General features: G+C 65.5%; 14 protein-coding genes. 10 read left to right on the top strand and 4 right to left on the bottom strand.

Going from position 1 to position 16,385, the window contains the following annotated elements; translation table 11 throughout:
- Positions 1 to 10: 10 nt before the first annotated feature.
- Both ACZ5R1_RS18770 and ACZ5R1_RS18765 read right to left on the bottom strand, forming a co-directional pair.
- Positions 11 to 1,732 (bottom strand): AmpG family muropeptide MFS transporter, encoded by a 1,722-nt coding sequence (locus ACZ5R1_RS18770; protein ID WP_042136920.1) that lies wholly within the window; start codon positions 1,730 to 1,732, stop codon positions 11 to 13.
- Positions 1,733 to 1,760: 28 nt separating this feature from the next.
- Positions 1,761 to 2,099: an MGMT family protein gene (locus ACZ5R1_RS18765; RefSeq protein WP_007161930.1), complete on the bottom strand. Its 339-nt coding sequence runs from the start codon at positions 2,097 to 2,099 to the stop codon at positions 1,761 to 1,763.
- Between the two features lie 240 nt (positions 2,100 to 2,339).
- Here ACZ5R1_RS18765 and ACZ5R1_RS18760 point away from each other — a divergent pair, with 240 nt between their 5' ends.
- From ACZ5R1_RS18760 to pncB, 10 genes are all read left to right on the top strand, one after another.
- On the top strand, positions 2,340 to 3,347 hold the full coding sequence (locus tag ACZ5R1_RS18760; protein WP_115946774.1) for a DUF481 domain-containing protein: 1,008 nt from the start codon (positions 2,340 to 2,342) through the stop codon (positions 3,345 to 3,347).
- Positions 3,348 to 3,498: 151 nt separating this feature from the next.
- On the top strand, positions 3,499 to 3,966 hold the full coding sequence (locus ACZ5R1_RS18755) for an FxsA family protein (RefSeq protein ID WP_027598534.1): 468 nt from the start codon (positions 3,499 to 3,501) through the stop codon (positions 3,964 to 3,966).
- A 189-nt stretch (positions 3,967 to 4,155) separates the two neighbouring features.
- Positions 4,156 to 4,449: a co-chaperone GroES gene (locus ACZ5R1_RS18750; RefSeq protein ID WP_007161933.1), complete on the top strand. Its 294-nt coding sequence runs from the start codon at positions 4,156 to 4,158 to the stop codon at positions 4,447 to 4,449.
- 39 nt (positions 4,450 to 4,488) lie between these two features.
- A complete protein-coding gene (gene groL / locus ACZ5R1_RS18745; protein ID WP_027598535.1) occupies positions 4,489 to 6,129 on the top strand; it encodes a chaperonin GroEL in 1,641 nt (546 codons plus the stop codon).
- A 197-nt stretch (positions 6,130 to 6,326) separates the two neighbouring features.
- A complete protein-coding gene (locus ACZ5R1_RS18740; protein ID WP_007161935.1) occupies positions 6,327 to 7,001 on the top strand; it encodes a response regulator transcription factor in 675 nt (224 codons plus the stop codon).
- A 2-nt stretch (positions 7,002 to 7,003) separates the two neighbouring features.
- Positions 7,004 to 8,293: a sensor histidine kinase gene (locus ACZ5R1_RS18735; protein WP_027598536.1), complete on the top strand. Its 1,290-nt coding sequence runs from the start codon at positions 7,004 to 7,006 to the stop codon at positions 8,291 to 8,293.
- Between the two features lie 91 nt (positions 8,294 to 8,384).
- Entirely contained in the window at positions 8,385 to 9,071 is a 687-nt protein-coding gene (locus ACZ5R1_RS18730) for a class I SAM-dependent methyltransferase (protein WP_007161937.1), read from the top strand.
- A 28-nt stretch (positions 9,072 to 9,099) separates the two neighbouring features.
- Complete coding sequence (locus ACZ5R1_RS18725; RefSeq protein ID WP_027598538.1) at positions 9,100 to 9,798, top strand: lipopolysaccharide kinase InaA family protein; 699 nt, start codon at positions 9,100 to 9,102, stop codon at positions 9,796 to 9,798.
- Entirely contained in the window at positions 9,795 to 10,013 is a 219-nt protein-coding gene (locus ACZ5R1_RS18720) for a hypothetical protein (RefSeq protein ID WP_027598539.1), read from the top strand. The genes ACZ5R1_RS18725 and ACZ5R1_RS18720 overlap by 4 nt, the downstream gene beginning before the upstream one ends.
- A gap of 83 nt (positions 10,014 to 10,096) precedes the next feature.
- Positions 10,097 to 11,299, top strand: coding sequence for a nicotinate phosphoribosyltransferase (gene pncB, locus ACZ5R1_RS18715; RefSeq protein ID WP_115946775.1), 1,203 nt, complete (start codon positions 10,097 to 10,099; stop codon positions 11,297 to 11,299).
- A 202-nt stretch (positions 11,300 to 11,501) separates the two neighbouring features.
- On the opposite strand, the gene selO is transcribed toward pncB, so the two are convergent.
- Complete coding sequence (gene selO / locus ACZ5R1_RS18710) at positions 11,502 to 12,962, bottom strand: protein adenylyltransferase SelO (RefSeq protein WP_115946776.1); 1,461 nt, start codon at positions 12,960 to 12,962, stop codon at positions 11,502 to 11,504.
- A gap of 30 nt (positions 12,963 to 12,992) precedes the next feature.
- Positions 12,993 to 16,337 carry a mechanosensitive channel MscK gene (gene mscK, locus ACZ5R1_RS18705; protein ID WP_115946777.1) on the bottom strand — a complete coding sequence of 1,115 codons (3,345 nt, stop codon included), beginning with the start codon at positions 16,335 to 16,337 and terminating at the stop codon, positions 12,993 to 12,995.
- Between the last annotated feature and the right edge of the window lie 48 nt (positions 16,338 to 16,385).

Here is a 16,385-nt window from a genome sequence, read left to right as displayed (position 1 = left end):
CGCCCCGGTCTCAGTGGCCGCTGCCGGAAGGACCGCTGGGTATCGCGGTCCGCCGCTGGCGCAGCCAGAGCACCGCGATCAGCAGCAGCGTCGGCACCCCCATCAGGGCGGTCAGCGAGAAGAACGAGCTGTAGCCGACGTGCTCGACCATGGCCCCCGAGTAGCCGCCCAAGAGCCGCGGCAACAGCAGCATCAGCGAGCTGAGCATGGCGTACTGGGTGGCCGAGAATCTGAGGTTGGTCAGACTCGACAGGTAGGCGACAAAGGCCGAGGTGGCCATGCCGCCACTGACGTTGTCGGCGCAGATGGTGGCGATCAGCAGCGGCACGTTGGCGCCGGTGGAGGCGATCACCACGAACAGCAGGTTGGTCAGCGCCGAGGCGGCGCCGCCGAGAAAGAGGATCGGCAGGATCCCCACCCGGGTGATCAGCACGCCGCCCAGGCCCGCGCCGAACAGGGTCATGAACACCCCGAAGATCTTGCTGACCCCGGCGATGGTTTCCTTGCTGTAGCCCACGTCGATATAGAAGACGCTGGCCATCACGCCCATGACCGTGTCCGACAGCCGATAGGTGGAGATTAGGCCGAGCAGCAGCAGCGCCTGCCACTGGTAACGCTGGATGAATTCGGTGATGGGCGTCAGCACCGGTGCCATCAGCCGGCGTCCTGGCGCGGTGAGGCAGAGCCAGGCGATCAGGCCGTACATCAGGCCGCGCGGCCAGTAGCCGCCGGCCAGCGCCGACAGGCCACCGGTGACGGCGACGATGAGCACGATCAGCAGGATCACCGAGACCATCTGGTGGACGAAGTCGAAGCGCGGCAGCTCTTCGGCATTGGCCGCATCGCGCAGTCGCAGCGGTTCGCGCATGCGCCGCATGAGATCGCTCAGCGGCTTGGAGCAATAGCGCCCCCAGGGCGACAGGCAGCCGACGATGAACAGGCTGTAGAGCAGGGCGCGCGGCCAGGCCTGGGCGATGGCGGCATTGATGGCGGCGGGGATGGAGACCAGCATCACCAGCAGCAGGGCGACCGCCACCAGCTGGTGATTGAAGCCGAAGCGCGATTCCGCCATGGCCATGGGCGCCACCGGCTCGGGCTCGCGGATCAACAGGCTGGTGACCAGGCCGGGCAGGACCAGCAGGGCGAACAGCATATAGGTGGTGGCCCAGGCGTTCTGGCTGTAGCCCAGGCGGGACGAGCCCAGCTCCTCGGCAAGAAACAGCGCCCCGGCGCTGGCCAGCAGGGCGGCGATTCGATAGCCGGTCATGTAGCAGGCGGCGAGGGCGGCCTGGCGGTCGTCGTCGGCGATCTCCAGGCGATAGGCGTCCACGGCGATGTCCTGGGTGGCCGAGGCGAAGGCCACCAGCACCGCCAGGGCGATCAACTGCTCCAGGTGCTGCTGCGGATTGCACAGCGCCATGCCGATCAGCCCCAGACCCACCAGGATCTGCGACAGCACCAGCCAGGAGCGGCGACGGCCGAGCTTGCCGATCAGCGGCAGCTTCCAGAGGTCGAGCATGGGCGACCAGACCCACTTGAAGGCATAGGCCAGGCCGATCCAGCTGGCGTAGCCGATGGTCTCGCGACTCACGCCCGCTTCGCGCAGCCAGACCGACAGGGTGGAAAACACCAGCATGGCCGGCAGGCCCGCGGCGAAGCCCAGCAGCAGCAGGGCCAGGCAGGCCCTGGATTTGTAGGTGGTGACGGCTTCACGCCAGAAACGTGCAAACATGCCCTTGGGCTCGGAAAAAACGCGCACTCTACTCGACACTCTCAGCTGGATTCCACCGGTACCGACGCATGTCCACCCGGTCCTCGTGCAGCAGCACGCCCTCGGCCCGCAAACGCTCGCGTTGCTCCCGGCCGGAGGGGCTGTCGCGGGTCAGGCTCGGGCGGCCGTCCGCGGCGATCACCCGGTGCCAGGGCAGGGCACTGCCCTCGGGCAGGCGTCCCAGCACCCAGCCCACCCAGCGCGCGCCGCGACCGAGGCCGGCGAGCTCCGCCAGCTGGCCATAGCTGACCACCCGTCCCGCGGGAATGGCGGCCAGCGCCAGGAAGACGGCCTGACGCCGGGGTTCGAGGGGAGGGGATGCGCTCATGACGCCCTGCTGCTCCGGGGGAGAAGAGTGCCAGTGTGCCGAAAAGTTTGGTTACGGTGGTGCTGAAACGTGTCGAGCTGCCACATTCTCCCAAGACGTCCGACCTTTGGGCAGTATTTGCGGAAACTTGCCTAACTTTTACCCAGGAACGGTTGCGCGGGTCTCCGGCACCCGGATAATCGCGCCCCTCTCGTTTCGTTACCTTTCCACCCAAGTCCACCCAAAGGTGTCCTGGTGCCCATGCGTTTTCGATTGCTCTCCTCGCTCGCGATGTTGTCACTCGCCTCCTTCGCCCATGCCGATACCGTCTGGCTGAAGAACGGCGACCGCCTGACCGGAACCATCAAGCTGCTCGACAGCAAGAAGCTGCTCCTGCAGACCGAATACGGCGGCAACATTCCCCTGTCCTGGGACAAGATCAAGACCCTGCAGCGTGACAAGCCCGTCATCGTCCAGCGCGGCAAGTACGAACCCGATTTCCCGGTGGAAAGCCTCAAGCCGGCCGACGACGGTCAGGTGGTGGTCAGTACCGCCGACGGCCAGCAGACCGTGCCCCTGGCCAGCATCACCCAGATCGTGCCGCCGCGTCCCTTCCTGCGCGACTTCGCCTGGAAGGGCAACATCGACGCCGGTCTGGACTACATCAGCTCGTCCCAGGACAGCGAAAAGTACGACATCGACTTCAAGACCCAGGCCCGGCACGGTATGTGGCGGCACAACGCCAACGGCAGCTATGACCGCTACAAGACCGACGACGTGGTCTCGACCAGCAAGTACGGTCTGCAGTACGCCCTGGATCGTTTCTTCGACGAGAAATTCTTCTGGCAGGGCCGCGCCGAATACAAGCGCGACTGGATCCAGGACCTGGCCAAGCAGCGCACCCTGGGTACCGGTCCCGGTTACCAGTTCTGGGACAACGAGCTGGGTGCCTTCTCCCTTACCGGCCTGCTCAACCACAACCGTTACGAGTACTCGGACGGCGGCTCCGACCAGTTCCTCTCGGCGAGCGTGAAGTGGGACTACAACCGCTACCTGTACGGCCAGACCATCCAGTTCTTCACCAATGGTGAACTGGGCCGGCCGCTGGACAACACCGCCAACTTCACCTTCGACGGCGATGTCGGCCTGAGATACAAGGTGACCAACTGGGCGTCGCTGAACCTCAAGGCGTCCAAGGAACTGACCAGCGGTGCCGAGGGCAACGTCAACCAGACCGAGTACACCGCCGGTGTCGGCGTGTCCTGGTAACGTCATGTTTCCCTAGGCAGGCGCCAATCCGTCAAGGCCGCGATTTTCGCGGCCTTTGCGTTTCCGGGCGGCGTCGGGCGGCCACCTTGAAATCGGCTCGGCCGCCTCCATCTCCTGACTTTCAACCGGCTTCCACCGTGAAGGACCCGAGATGCGCGTGACCGCCTTACTCTTCTTGCTGTTCCCCTTTGTGGAACTGGCCGTACTCATCAAGATCGGCAGCGAAATCGGCGTGCTCGCCACCTTCGCCCTGCTGTTGCTGAGCTTTCTGGTCGGCGTCGCCCTGCTGCGCGTCGCCGGCTTCACCACCCTCTGGCGCATCCGCATGCGCCTGGCCCAGGGGCAGATGCCGGAGCAGGAGGTCATCCAGGGTCTGACCCTGGCGATCGCCGGCGCCCTGCTGATCTTTCCGGGCTTCATCAGCGATGTCCTGGCGCTCGTCTGCCTCCTGCCGGTGACCCGCAAGGCCTTGCTGGGCGCGGTGATCGGCCGGGTGACCCGGCGCAACCCCGGTGCCCAGGGCTACCAGGGCCATCAGCCGGGCTCCGGTCAGGCCGCGCCCCATCGCCCCGAGGTCATCGAAGGTGAAGTGGTGCACCGCGACGAGCAAAAGCACTAAAAATTTTGCCCCCCACCCTTGAAATGCCTGGCGACAACCTCATGTAGCGGACACCGCAAGGTTGTCGCCGCAAGGCGAGCAGGTTTCGCGTCCTGTCATGCACGGGGCGCACCCGGCGCAGCCGGTAAAAACAAACTGCCGATGCAGTCATCGGCGCTGGAAACACTTAGAACTTTGGGAGATACGACAATGGCGCTTCGTCCTCTGCATGATCGCGTTGTGATTCGTCGCAGCGAAGAAGAGACCAAATCCGCTGGCGGCATCGTGCTGCCGGGCTCGGCTGCCGAAAAGCCGAACCGCGGTGAAGTGGTTGCCGTAGGCACTGGACGCGTGCTGGACAACGGTGATGTCCGTGCTCCGGCGGTGAAAGTGGGTGACAAGGTGGTTTTCGGTCCCTATTCCGGCAGCAACGCCATCAAGGTCGATGGCGAAGAACTGCTGGTGATGGCTGAGTCCGAAATTCTGGCCGTCATCGAAGGCTGATCCCCGCTCACTTTTCGAATTTCTTAGAGGAAACAGAACATGGCTGCAAAAGACGTCAAATTCGGTGACTCCGCGCGCAAGAAGCTGCTGACCGGTGTCAACACCCTGGCCGACGCCGTCAAGGCCACCCTCGGCCCGAAAGGCCGCAACGTGGTGCTGGAGCGTAGCTTCGGTGCTCCTCTGATCACCAAGGACGGCGTTTCCGTCGCCAAGGAAATCGAGCTCAAGGACAAGATCGAGAACATCGGCGCCCAGCTGGTGAAAGACGTGGCCTCCAAGGCCAACGACGCTGCCGGTGACGGCACCACCACCGCCACCGTGCTGGCTCAGGCCATCGTCACCGAAGGCCTGAAGTCCGTGGCCGCCGGCCTGAACCCGATGGATCTGAAGCGCGGCATCGACAAGGCCACCGCGGCCGTCGTCGCCGAGCTGAAGAACCTGTCCAAGCCCTGCGCCGACAGCAAGGCCATCGCCCAGGTAGGCACCATCTCCGCCAACTCCGACGACAGCATCGGCAACATCATCGCCGAAGCCATGGAGAAGGTCGGTAAAGAAGGCGTCATCACCGTCGAAGAAGGCTCGGGCCTGGAAAACGAACTGTCCGTCGTCGAAGGCATGCAGTTCGACCGTGGCTACCTGTCGCCCTACTTCATCAACAAGCCCGACACCATGTCCGCCGAGCTGGACAGCCCGCTGCTGCTGCTGGTCGACAAGAAGATCTCCAACATCCGCGAACTGCTGCCGGTGCTGGAATCCGTCGCCAAGGCCGGTCGCCCGCTGCTGATCGTCGCCGAAGACGTCGAAGGCGAAGCCCTGGCCACCCTGGTGGTCAACAACATGCGCGGTATCGTCAAGGTCGCTGCCGTCAAGGCGCCCGGCTTCGGTGATCGTCGCAAGGCCATGCTGCAGGACATCGCCATCCTGACCGGCGGTACCGTCATCTCCGAAGAAGTCGGCCTGAGCCTGGAAAGCACCACCCTGGAGCACCTGGGTCAAGCCAAGCGTGTGGTCCTGAACAAGGAAAACACCACCGTCATCGACGGCGCTGGCGTCGAAGCCGACATCCAGGCCCGTATCAAGCAGATCCGTGCCCAGGTCGAAGAAACCTCTTCCGACTACGACAAGGAGAAGCTGCAAGAGCGTCTGGCCAAGCTGGCCGGCGGTGTTGCCGTGATCAAGGTTGGCGCTGCCACCGAAGTCGAGATGAAAGAGAAGAAGGCCCGCGTTGAAGACGCCCTGCACGCGACCCGTGCTGCGGTGGAAGAAGGCGTGGTGCCTGGCGGCGGTGTCGCCCTGGTGCGTGCCCTGGAAGCTCTGAAAGACCTGAAAGGCATCAACGAAGAGCAGAACGCCGGTATCAACATCCTGCGTCGCGCCGTCGAAGCGCCCCTGCGCCAGATCGTGACCAACGCCGGTGACGAAGCCTCCGTCGTGCTGGACAAGGTCAAGCAGGGCAGCGGCAACTATGGCTACAACGCCGCTACCGGCGAATACGGCGACATGCTGGAATTCGGCATCATCGACCCGGCCAAGGTGACCCGCAGCGCGCTGCAGGCCGCTTCCTCCATCGCCGGTCTGCTGATCACCACCGAAGCCATCGTGGCTGAGCTGCCGAAAGACGACGCAGCCCCGGCCATGCCCGACATGGGCGGCATGGGTGGCATGGGCGGCATGATGTAAGAACCGCTCCGGCCCTAGGGCCGAGCCGAACCCCGGTGCTCCTCGCGGACACCGGGGTTTTTTATGGCCGGTGATCCTCGATGCTCCCACCCAGCGCGCCGCCGCCGCGCTGGTCGCGGTCGCCGGGGCCGGTTAGGCTCTGTGCCGAACAGACGACAACGAGGCCCGCAGCGGACTCGGGCAATGAGGTCAGCGACATGCGTATCCTGGTGGTAGAAGACAACAAGGACATCCTCAGCAACCTGCTGGATTACCTCAGCCTCAAGGGCTACAGCGTGGATTGCGCCCAGGATGGCTTGTCCGGCCTGCACCTGGCCGCGACCGAGCACTATGATCTGCTGATCCTCGACATCATGCTGCCCGGCATCGATGGCTACACCCTCTGCCAGCGGTTGCGCCAGGATGCCCGCCGCGACACCCCGGTGATCATGCTCACCGCTCGCGATCAGCTCGATGATCGCCTGGAAGGCTTTCGCTCCGGCGCCGACGACTATCTGGTCAAGCCCTTCGCCCTGTCCGAACTGGCCGCTCGCGTCGAGGCGGTGATGCGCCGGGCCAAGGGCGGCGGACGCCGCCAGCTGCAGGTCGCCGATCTCAGCTATGACCTGGACACCCTGGAGGTCAGTCGCGCCGGCAAGCCGCTCAAGCTCAATCCCATCGGCCTCAAGATCCTCGCCCTGCTGATGCAGAAGTCGCCCCACGTGGTGCGGCGCGAGGTGCTGGAAGAGGCGGTATGGGGCGAGGACTACCCCGACAGCGACAGCCTGCGCAGCCACGTCCACCAGTTGCGCCAGGTGATCGACAAGCCCTTCGAGCAGCCGCTGCTGCGCACCATTCACGGAGTGGGCTACAAACTGGTCGAGCAGGAGTAGCCATGGAATACCACCTGAGCCTGTCACGGCGGATCGTCATCGCCTTCGTGCTGATGACCTTCCTGGTCGGCGGGGTGTTTTCCCTGGGCATCGTCGCGGTGGTGCACACCGTGGAAGAGCGGCTGATCTCCACCGACCTGCGCAACGAACTGGAGCGCATGGTGCAGCGCGACATGAAACGCGGTGGTCAGCCGGTGCTGGATCCCGACATGCGCCTGTATTTCGTGCCCCTCGCCGAGGTGGCGCAGTTGCCTGCCCACCTGCGCGAGTTGCCGGCCGGCTTCAGCGAGGTGGAGGAGGACCAGCAGTACTTCTATGCCTATGTGGCCGAGCTGGAAGGCAATCACTTCGTCCTGCTGCAGAACCAGAGCGACTTCGAGGCGCGCGAACGGCTGCTCTACAAGGTGGTGCTGGTCGGCTTCCTGATCAGCGTGGCCCTGGCCTGGCTGCTGGGCTGGGCGCTGTCGCGGCGGGTGATCGCCCCGGTGGTGCGGCTGGCGCGTCAGGTGCGCCGGCGTGATCAATTGCTCGATGTGACGCCGCCCCTGGCGCCGGACTATGCCAAGGACGAGGTCGGCGAGTTGGCCGGCGCCTTCGACGACGCCCTGAATCGCCTGCGCGCCGCCCTGGCGCGGGAGCGCCTGTTCACCAGCGATGTCAGCCACGAGTTGCGCACCCCGCTGATGGTGATCAATTCCTCCTGCGAATTGCTCGAGGCCACGCCGGACCTGCCAGCCCGGGCGAAGGGGCCGCTGGAGCGCATGACCCGCGCGGCGCGGGAGATGCAGGAGCTGGTGCAGACCTTTCTCGCCCTGGCGCGCAACCAGGGCGACAACGACACCCAGGCGCCGCGTGCCACCCTGGCCCAGGTGGCGCGGCGCCAGACGCAGGAATGGCAGGCGGCGGTGGAAGCCAAGGGCCTGCAGTGGCGGCTGAGCGTGGCGCCGGAGGCCGACCAGGCGCTCTGGCACGAGCCCTTCCTGCGCTCGGTGATGAGCAATCTGCTGCGCAATGCGCTGCACTATACCGAGCGGGGCTATATCGGCCTGCAGGTCGGAGCGGACGGCTTCGTGGTGGAAGACAGCGGCGTTGGCATTCCCGAGGAGCAGCGCGAGGCGATGTTCCAGCCCTTCGTGCGGGGCGCCGAGGGGCGTGGCGAAGGCCTCGGGCTGGGGCTGTCGCTGGTCCGCAGGATCTGCCAGCTGCAAGGCTGGACCGTGACCCTGGGTGACAGCGCGGCGGGTGGCTGTCGCTTCGAGATAGCGCTGGGCAGCGACAGCCTAGCGGACTGAGGTTACAGAATTTTCACAACGCCTTGACCGCGGTTTGACAGCGGCCTGGGTAGGGTGGCGGCACTTCTCCACTCCCTCAGGAGCCGCCTCCGTGAAAGCGCCCATCGACCTGCCCTTTTCGCAAAAGTACGACGCCGACCACGCCCGCCAGTATTTTCTGAAGCATCAGGACGGCCTGGCCCGGCGCCTGTCCAACTGGCGCGACCAGCAGCTCGCCCGGCAGGCCCTGAGCATCGCCGGCCAACCCAATCTGGTGCTGGATCTGCCCAGTGGCGCCGGCCGTTTCTGGCCGCTGCTGGCGGAGAAGCGCAATCGCCTGATCATCGGTGCCGACTACTCGGAAAACATGCTGGCCACCGCCCGTGAACAGCAGCCCGCGGACGTCGTGGCCCGGGTGAAGACGCTACAGACGTCGGCTTTCGCTATCGACCTGTCCGACAATTCTGTAGATTGCATCTTCTGTATGCGTTTGTTTCACCACGTGGGCGAATCGGCGGACCGTCTGGCCCTGCTGCAGGAGTTCCACCGGGTGACCCGCGACAGCGTCATCCTGTCGCTGTGGGTGGACGGCAACTTCAAGGCCTGGCGGCGTCAGGCACTGGAACGTCGTCGCAAGGCTCAGGGCCGCGACCGCGGCGGTTATCAGAACAGATTCATCGTCGAGCGCAGCCAGTTCGAGGCGGAAGTCGCCCAGGCCGGCTTCGTCGTCGACCGGGCCCTGGACTTCCTGCCGGGCTATGCCATGTGGCGGGTCTACGTCCTGCGCAAGGCCAATTGAAGCTATTTCAGAATAAGAGAGGCAGCCGATGGGAGCCGTGACGCAAGGCGAAGAGCGTTTCGATCGCTGGTGGAATACCGCGGGCGACTGGGTGGAAGCGCCCAACGTCCGCCGTGGTGGCGAAAGCGGTGTCCAGCGCCTGCAACTCCCTGACGGTACCCTGGCCTACGTCAAGCGCCAGGTCGGCCACCTCTATCGCAGCCTGCGTCACCCCCTGGGGCGTCCCACCGCCCTGCGCGAGCGCGATGCGCTGATCGCCTTTCGCGATCTGGGCATCCAGGTTCCCGAATTGCTGTTCTGCGCTGCCCAGCATGCCCAGGGCGGCTGGCGCGCCCTGCTGGTGAGCGCGGCCCTGGAAGGCTACCAGGACCTCGATCACTGGTATGCCGAAGGCGGTGGCAAGGCGCTCAGCGAGGCCGAGCACGAGCGGTTCCTGGCCACCCTCGGTGAGGTGCTGGCGCGCATGCACCGGCATCGCTGGCAGCACGGTTGCCTCTATCCCAAGCACATCTTCGTCGCCGAACGAGCCGGTCCCCAGGGCAAGGAATTCTCGGTGGCCCTGCTCGATCTGGAGAAATGTCGCCAGCGCCTCGGCATAGACACGGCCGCTCGTCGGGATATGCTGCAATTGCGCCGCCATTCGTCGTGGAATGCTGCGCAATGGCGAACTCTCCTCTACGTTTACCAACAGGCGTTGGGACGGAAGATCAGAGGGTTGGAGCCATGACTTCACAAATTACTCGAGGTTTGCTGATCGCGGCTTTCTGCGGGGTCACCACCCTGGCCTATGCGAGCTGGCTACGGCCGGCAGCTGCAGTGGTGGGCAGCGAGGGTCTGGACTACTGCCAGACACCGGTCGCCCGCAGCCTGACCACCTCCAGCACCGGTAGCCAGGACCTGCTGCTGTTTCTCTTCGGCATGACCCAGACCCACAACCGCTAGGCCCCCGGGCGGTCAAGCGCCTTTCGCTTCCTCGGCAAGTTGGGCATCCTGTCGTCTGACTTCTAGCTGCCGAGCCCCCGCCAATGATGGCCGATAGTTTTTCCGAGCAGGCCGTGCAGAGCCTGCTGGACACCGACTTCTACAAGCTCACCATGATGCAGGCCGTCCTGCACAACTATCCCAATGCGGAAGTCGAGTGGGCCTTTCGCTGTCGCAACGACGAAGACCTGCGTCCCTACCACGCGGCCATCCAGGCCGAGATCGATGCCCTGGCCGATGTCGCCATCAGCGACAACCAGCTGGCCTTTCTCGAGCGCATCCCCTTCATTACCCCCGACTTTATCCGCTTCCTGCGACTGTTCCGTTTCAATCCCTCCTATGTGTTCCTCGGTGAGGAGGAGGGGCGCTTCACCCTGACCCTGAAAGGCCCCTGGCTGCACCTGATCCTGTTCGAGGTGCCGATCCTGGCGCTGATCAGCGAGGTGCGCAATCGCCAGCGCCATGCCGACCTGCCGCTGCAGGTGGCCCGGGATCAGCTCTATCGCAAGTTCGACTGGCTGGCCCGGGAGGCGGGCGCCGACGAGCTGGCCGAATTCAAGATGGCCGACTTCGGCACCCGGCGGCGCTTCTCCTATGGCGTGCAGGAGATGGTGGTGCGCAGCCTCAGGGACGACTTCCCCGGTCGCTTCGTCGGCACCAGTAACGTCCACCTGGCCTGGAAGCTGGGCGTCGCGCCCCTGGGTACCATGGCCCACGAGTGGCTGATGGCGCACCAGCAACTGGGTCCGCGGCTGATCGACAGCCAGATCGCCGCCCTCGACTGCTGGGTACGGGAGTATCGCGGACAACTCGGCATCGCCCTGACCGACACCATCACCATGGAGGCCTTCCTGCGCGATTTCGATCTCTACTTCGCCAAGCTGTTCGACGGCCTGCGCCATGACAGCGGCGATCCCCTGCAGTGGGCGGAAAAGGCCATCGCCCACTATCAGCAGCTGGGCATCGACCCCCTGACCAAGACCCTGGTGTTTTCCGATTCGCTCAATCTGGAAAAGGCCCTCGCCCTGTTCCGGGCCCTGCGCGAGCGGATCAACGTGAGCTTTGGCATCGGCACCCATTTCACCTGCGACATCCCGGGAGTGCAGCCGATGAACATGGTGCTCAAGATGAGTCGCTGCAACGGCCAGCCGGTGGCGAAGATCTCCGACGCCCCGGGCAAGGCCCAGGGCGGCGAGCCGGACTTCCTGCACTATCTAAGGCACGTCTTCCAGGTCAACGGCGCCTAGATACGGTTAGCTCTCAGAGCCTTTTTATAATCTCGCGAGCTAGAGACAAACAAGGCCTGGGCGGCCCCGCAAAAAGGCTTGAGGAAGCGGACCGGGCTCGCGCGCGAGCTTACGAGTGGTAAATGAGCATTCCGACGGGGCTGGCCTTCCAGAGCCTTTTCAACGCAGTTTGGCCGACGCGCAGCAGGTTATAAGCAGGCTCTCAGGACGAGCAGCTGATCTCCAGGTGCTTGCCCCAGTCCGGCGGCCGCTGGGCAAAGCGTTCGCGTCCCGGCTGGGCTTCGAAGGGGCGTGACAGCACCTCGTGTAGCAGGCGCACCTCGCTGTAGTCGCCCGCTTCGGCCTGCTCGATCGCCTGCTGGGCCAGGTAGTTGCGCAGCACATACAGCGGATTGACCGCGTTCATGCGGGTGGTGCGCTCGGCCGCCGCGCCGCCTTCGGCGTCCAGGCGGGCGCGATAGGCCTGGCTCCAGTCGTCGAAGCCGCGCAGGTCGATGAAGTCCTCGCGCACCCGGGCCAGCGCCGCGGCGGGTTCGTCTTCGCCCAGCTGGCGGAAGAACAGGTGATAGTCCACACCGCCCTGCTGCATCAGGGCCAGCAGGCGTTCGACCAGTTCCTGGTCTTCGTCGTGCGCTTCCTGCAGACCCAGACGCCGGCGCATCAGGTCGAGGTAGTGCGCCTGATACAGCGGCAGGAAGAGCGCGATGCTCTCCTGCAGCGTCTCGACCGCCACCTTGGGCGTCAGGGCCTGGGCCAGGGCCGCCAGGTTCCAGTGGGCGATGGTCACCTGGTTGCTGTAGGAGTAGCGCCCCGTGTGATCGGAGTGGTTGCAGATGAACTGGGCGTCGAAGTCGTCGAGAAAGGCGAAGGGGCCGAAGTCGAAGGTGAGACCCAGGATCGAGAAGTTGTCGGTGTTCATCACCCCGTGGCAGAAGCCATAGGCCTGCCAGTAGGCGATCAGCCGGGCGTTGCGTTCGACCACCTCGCGAAACAGCGCCGCCCAGGGTTCCGCGGTGCCAAGCAGGTCGGGGAAGTGCGCGGCCAGGACGTGTTCGCCCAGTTGCTCCAGCAGCGAGTGCTGGCGGGTGTAGTAGAAGTATTCGAAGTGGCCGAAGCGCACATGGCTGGGGGCCATGCGCAACAGGGTGGCGCCGGTTTCCAGCCGCTCGCGCACCACCTGGGTGCTGGAGCCGATCACGCACAGGGCGCGGGTGGTCGGGATGCCCAGGGCGTGCAGGGCCTCGGAGGCGAGGAATTCGCGGATCGAGGAGCGCAGCACGGCGCGGCCGTCGCCCATGCGCGAGAAGGGCGTGAGGCCGGCACCCTTGAGGTGCAGATCCCAGTGCTCGCCGCGGTCGTTGACCACCTCGCCCAGCAGCAGGCCGCGGCCATCGCCGAGGCGGGGGTTGTAGGAACCGAACTGATGGCCGGAATAGACCATTGCCCGGGGCTCGGCGCTGTCCCAGAGCTGGGCCCCGGCGAACACCTGGGTGAACTCGGGCGTCTCGGCCACCGCCGGATCCAGGTCCAGCAGGGCCAGGGCGGCGGACGAAGCGACCACCAGCCGCGGATCGTCCAGCGGCCGGGGGTCGATACGGGTGGAGAAGTCATCGCCCAGGCGGGCGAATCTGTTGTCGAAGGTCAGGTCGAGCAGCTGTTTCATGGGTCTCCCGAACTATCCGCGCAGGGGCCGTCAGGCCTTGGGTGGCTTGGGATCCTCGGCCTCCTGCTGGGCATCCCCTTCAGGTAGGAGAGGCTTTTTGCCCAGTTGTTTCTCCGCTCCGTGTCGATTCTTCAGGGTGATCTCCATCTGCGGCGTGGACAGCAGGTTGATGCCGGCGTCGCGCAGCAGCTGGTCGACCCGGCGGATCAGCTCATCGGTGGCGGCGCTGCGATCGCCCAGTTCCCGGACATAGATGCGCAGTTCGTGATCCAGGGTGGTGGCGCCGTAGTGGGTGACGAACAGCGAGGGTTCGGGGTCGTGGAGCACCCGCGCATTCTCCTTGACCGCCTGCATGATCAGCTGCTGCGCCTGGGCCAGGTCGCTGCCGCGATTGACGCCGAAGGTCAGCACGATACGGGTGACGGTGTCGGTCAGCGTCCAGTTGATCAGCTGGCTGGTGACGAAGGTCTTGTTCGGCACCACCACCGACTTGCGGTCGGCGTCGGTGATATGGGTGGCGCGGATGCGGATCTTGTTCACCGTACCGGTCACGTTGCCGATGGTGATGAGGTCACCGACGCGCACCGGGCGCTCGAAGAGGATGATCAGGCCGGAGATGAAGTTACCGAAGATCTCCTGCAAGCCGAAACCCAGACCGACCGAGAGGGCGGTGGCCAGCCACTGCAGCTTGTCCCAGCTCACCCCCAGGGTCGCCAGGGTGGTCACGGTGCCGAAGCCGACGATGACGTAGGAGAGCAGGGTGGTGGTGGCGTAGGCGCTGCCCTGGGCCAGATTCAGCCGCGACAGCACCAGCACCTCCAGCAGGCCCGGCAGGTTGCGCGCCAGGGCGACGGTGAGACCGGCGATCACCAGGGCGATGATGAACACCCGCAGCGTCAGGGGTACCTGGGTGGCGGCGGCGCCGGTACCGCTGGTGTACTGGTAGAGGGTGACGTTGTCCAGGTAGGAGAACACCGCCACCACATCGGCCCAGACCAGGTAGAGCACGCCGAGGAAGGCCAGCAGCAGGGTCAGGCGCAGCAGGCGCGAGGACTGCTGGTTGACCTGTTCCATGTCCAGGGTCGGCTCCTGCACCACCTCGACGCCCTCGGCGTCTTCCTGCTGCGCCTGGCGCTTCTGGATGGCGCGCTGGTAGGCCAGGCGCCGCGCAGCCACGCTCAGGCCGCGGGCCAGGGTGGCTTCGAGGATGATCCAGGCCATCAGCACATAGAGGGTGTCCACCAGGCGATCGGTGAGCTTGAGCGCGGTGTAGTAGTAGCCAAAGAGCACGGCGAAGAACAGCACGGCCGGAATGGCGGTGATCATCAGGCCGAGCAGCAGGCGGAAGAACGGCAGGCGCTCGCGGGCGGTGGCATTGAGCAGGGAGCGACCGAGCATCCAGGCCAGGCTGGCATAGGCGACCAGGACGATGAGGATGCCGAGGACGTCGTCGGCCAGGCCGGCGAGCTGGCGCTCGGCGATGGCCACCACCGCCATCAGCGCCAGGGCCAGCAGACCCACCCGTCTGACCAGCCGGCGCAGCGACTGCGCCTGGGGCCGCGCCCAGCGGAAGTGGGTCTCGGCCACGCCGCCGGAGGCCAGCAGGCGATACACCGTGTAGAACACCAGCCAGCCGGCGGCGATCTCCAGCAGCGCCGCGCCGATGGCGGCGTTGACCCCGCGTTCGTCACCCTCCAGGGCCACGCCGCCCAGCCAGAGCACCAGACTCGCCGGCAGGCCCAGCAGGATGGTGAGCAGGATGGCCTGGGGCGTGTGCAGCTGGCTGTCGCGCTGATAGTGGCCGATGTCCTGGTTGAGCTTGTTGACCCGCCCATGGATGCGCGGGCGTTGCCAGATCAGGGTGGCGAAAGCCAGTACCAGCGGCAGCAGCAGCAGCGGCCGCTCGGCCAGACCGACATAGAGTTCGTGCAGGCTTGAGCCCCAGGGCACGTCGCGCAGTTGCTGCAGCAGCTTGCGGGGCGCGGTCTTGACCCAGTTCCAGTCCAGCGGCTTGTTGCTGGGAATCCAGAACATCTGCTCGTCGAGGGTGCCGCGCAGGCTGGTGATGGTGCTGCGCAGCTGGTTCTGGTTGAGCTGCAGATCGATGGATTCGCTGAGCAGGGCATTGAGCTCGGTGTTGAGACGCTCCTGCAATTCGCTGCGGGTCTTGAGCAGGTCGAGCAGTTGCTGACGCAGCTGCGGGGTGGCCTTTTCCGGCGGCTGCTGGGCCAGCAGATTGTCGACATAGCCTTCCGGATTGGCGATCTGGGCGCGCTGCTGATTGAGTTCGAACTGATAGAGGCGCAGATCGGCGATGTCGTCGGTGAGGTCCTTGTTGACCTTGACGGAGGGCAGCGCCGCCCGCTGCTGATAGAGCAGCTTGGACAGCAGCACGCTGCCCTTGAGCACGCCGATCTGCTGTTCCATGTTCTCGGTGGTCTGCTTGAGCTGATCCAGCTGCTGGCGCGACTCGAGATTGCGGCGATTGAGGTCGTTGAGGCGATCGGTGGCGCGCAGCAGGTAGTCGGACAGTTGCAGATTGAGCCCGGTCTCCTGGGACAGCACATCGTCCCCGGCGGTCTTTTCCGATTCGCGCGAGGCTTCGGCCAGGGTCTTTTCCGATTGCTGGCGGCGCTTGCCGCTGATCAGCGTCTGCAGGTCCAGGGTCTCCTGCTCGTAGCGCTTGACCTGCTCGGTGAAGAGTTCGCGGCGGATGGCGCCCAGATCCTGCAGCACACTGTTGCCGGCCAGTTCCTGGCGCAGCAGCTGGATCTGCGCATTGGCGGCCGCCTGTTCCGCCAGCAACTGCCCGCGCCGCTCGGCGGTGAGGGGCTTGGCGTTCTCGCGTCCGGCCTTGAGCAGATCGGCGATCTGCTGCAGGCGCGTCTGCAGATTGGCGATGTCCACCTGGGCGCGCTCGGGGCGGGTCTGGGCGTTGATCACCAGACTGTTGGCCGCATTGAGGTCGTCCTGCACGCTGTTGAGCGCCAGGCTGGTCTCGCTCAGGCGCTGCTCCAGGGCCTGGGGTGTGGCGCCGGCATAGCGCTGTTCGGCCGGCTTGATCGGTTCGGCGCGCAGCCGCGCCAGTTGCCGCTGGGCGTCCTTGGTCTGCTGCGGCGCCTGGGCCAGTTGCTGGCGCAGATCGGCCAGCTGCTTGACGTACTGGTCGCGCTGGTCGAGCAGCTTGAGGGTCTGCTGCAGGCTGTCCTGGGCGGCGCTCTGCTCGGGGGCGGGCAGCTTGCGATCGGCCAGGCCGTTCAGATTCTGCTGCACCTGCTGGGCATCCGGCGGCCCGGAATCCTGAGCGACGGCGGGAAGGGTGAACAGGCAGCCGCAGAGTGTGGCGGCGCGAAGCAGAGCGGACAGGCGGTGCATGCGGCAGGCGTCGGGCAGTGGAAAGGCGCGAGGTTAAAGCCAGGCTGC

The organism is Pseudomonas sp. Pso3 (assembly GCF_055393275.1).
This window is presented reverse-complemented; position numbering and strand designations above follow the sequence as displayed.

Coding starts and splice junctions, on each gene's coding strand:
- ACZ5R1_RS18735 (WP_027598536.1), top strand. CDS start 7,004: ATGGAATACCACCTGAGCCTGTCACGGCGGATCGTCATCGCCTTCGTG.
- ACZ5R1_RS18755 (WP_027598534.1), top strand. CDS start 3,499: ATGCGCGTGACCGCCTTACTCTTCTTGCTGTTCCCCTTTGTGGAACTG.
- ACZ5R1_RS18720 (WP_027598539.1), top strand. CDS start 9,795: ATGACTTCACAAATTACTCGAGGTTTGCTGATCGCGGCTTTCTGCGGG.
- ACZ5R1_RS18765 (WP_007161930.1), bottom strand. CDS start 2,099: ATGAGCGCATCCCCTCCCCTCGAACCCCGGCGTCAGGCCGTCTTCCTG.
- pncB (WP_115946775.1), top strand. CDS start 10,097: ATGATGGCCGATAGTTTTTCCGAGCAGGCCGTGCAGAGCCTGCTGGAC.
- ACZ5R1_RS18725 (WP_027598538.1), top strand. CDS start 9,100: ATGGGAGCCGTGACGCAAGGCGAAGAGCGTTTCGATCGCTGGTGGAAT.
- mscK (WP_115946777.1), bottom strand. CDS start 16,337: ATGCACCGCCTGTCCGCTCTGCTTCGCGCCGCCACACTCTGCGGCTGC.
- ACZ5R1_RS18740 (WP_007161935.1), top strand. CDS start 6,327: ATGCGTATCCTGGTGGTAGAAGACAACAAGGACATCCTCAGCAACCTG.
- ACZ5R1_RS18750 (WP_007161933.1), top strand. CDS start 4,156: ATGGCGCTTCGTCCTCTGCATGATCGCGTTGTGATTCGTCGCAGCGAA.
- ACZ5R1_RS18760 (WP_115946774.1), top strand. CDS start 2,340: ATGCGTTTTCGATTGCTCTCCTCGCTCGCGATGTTGTCACTCGCCTCC.
- ACZ5R1_RS18770 (WP_042136920.1), bottom strand. CDS start 1,732: ATGTTTGCACGTTTCTGGCGTGAAGCCGTCACCACCTACAAATCCAGG.
- selO (WP_115946776.1), bottom strand. CDS start 12,962: ATGAAACAGCTGCTCGACCTGACCTTCGACAACAGATTCGCCCGCCTG.
- groL (WP_027598535.1), top strand. CDS start 4,489: ATGGCTGCAAAAGACGTCAAATTCGGTGACTCCGCGCGCAAGAAGCTG.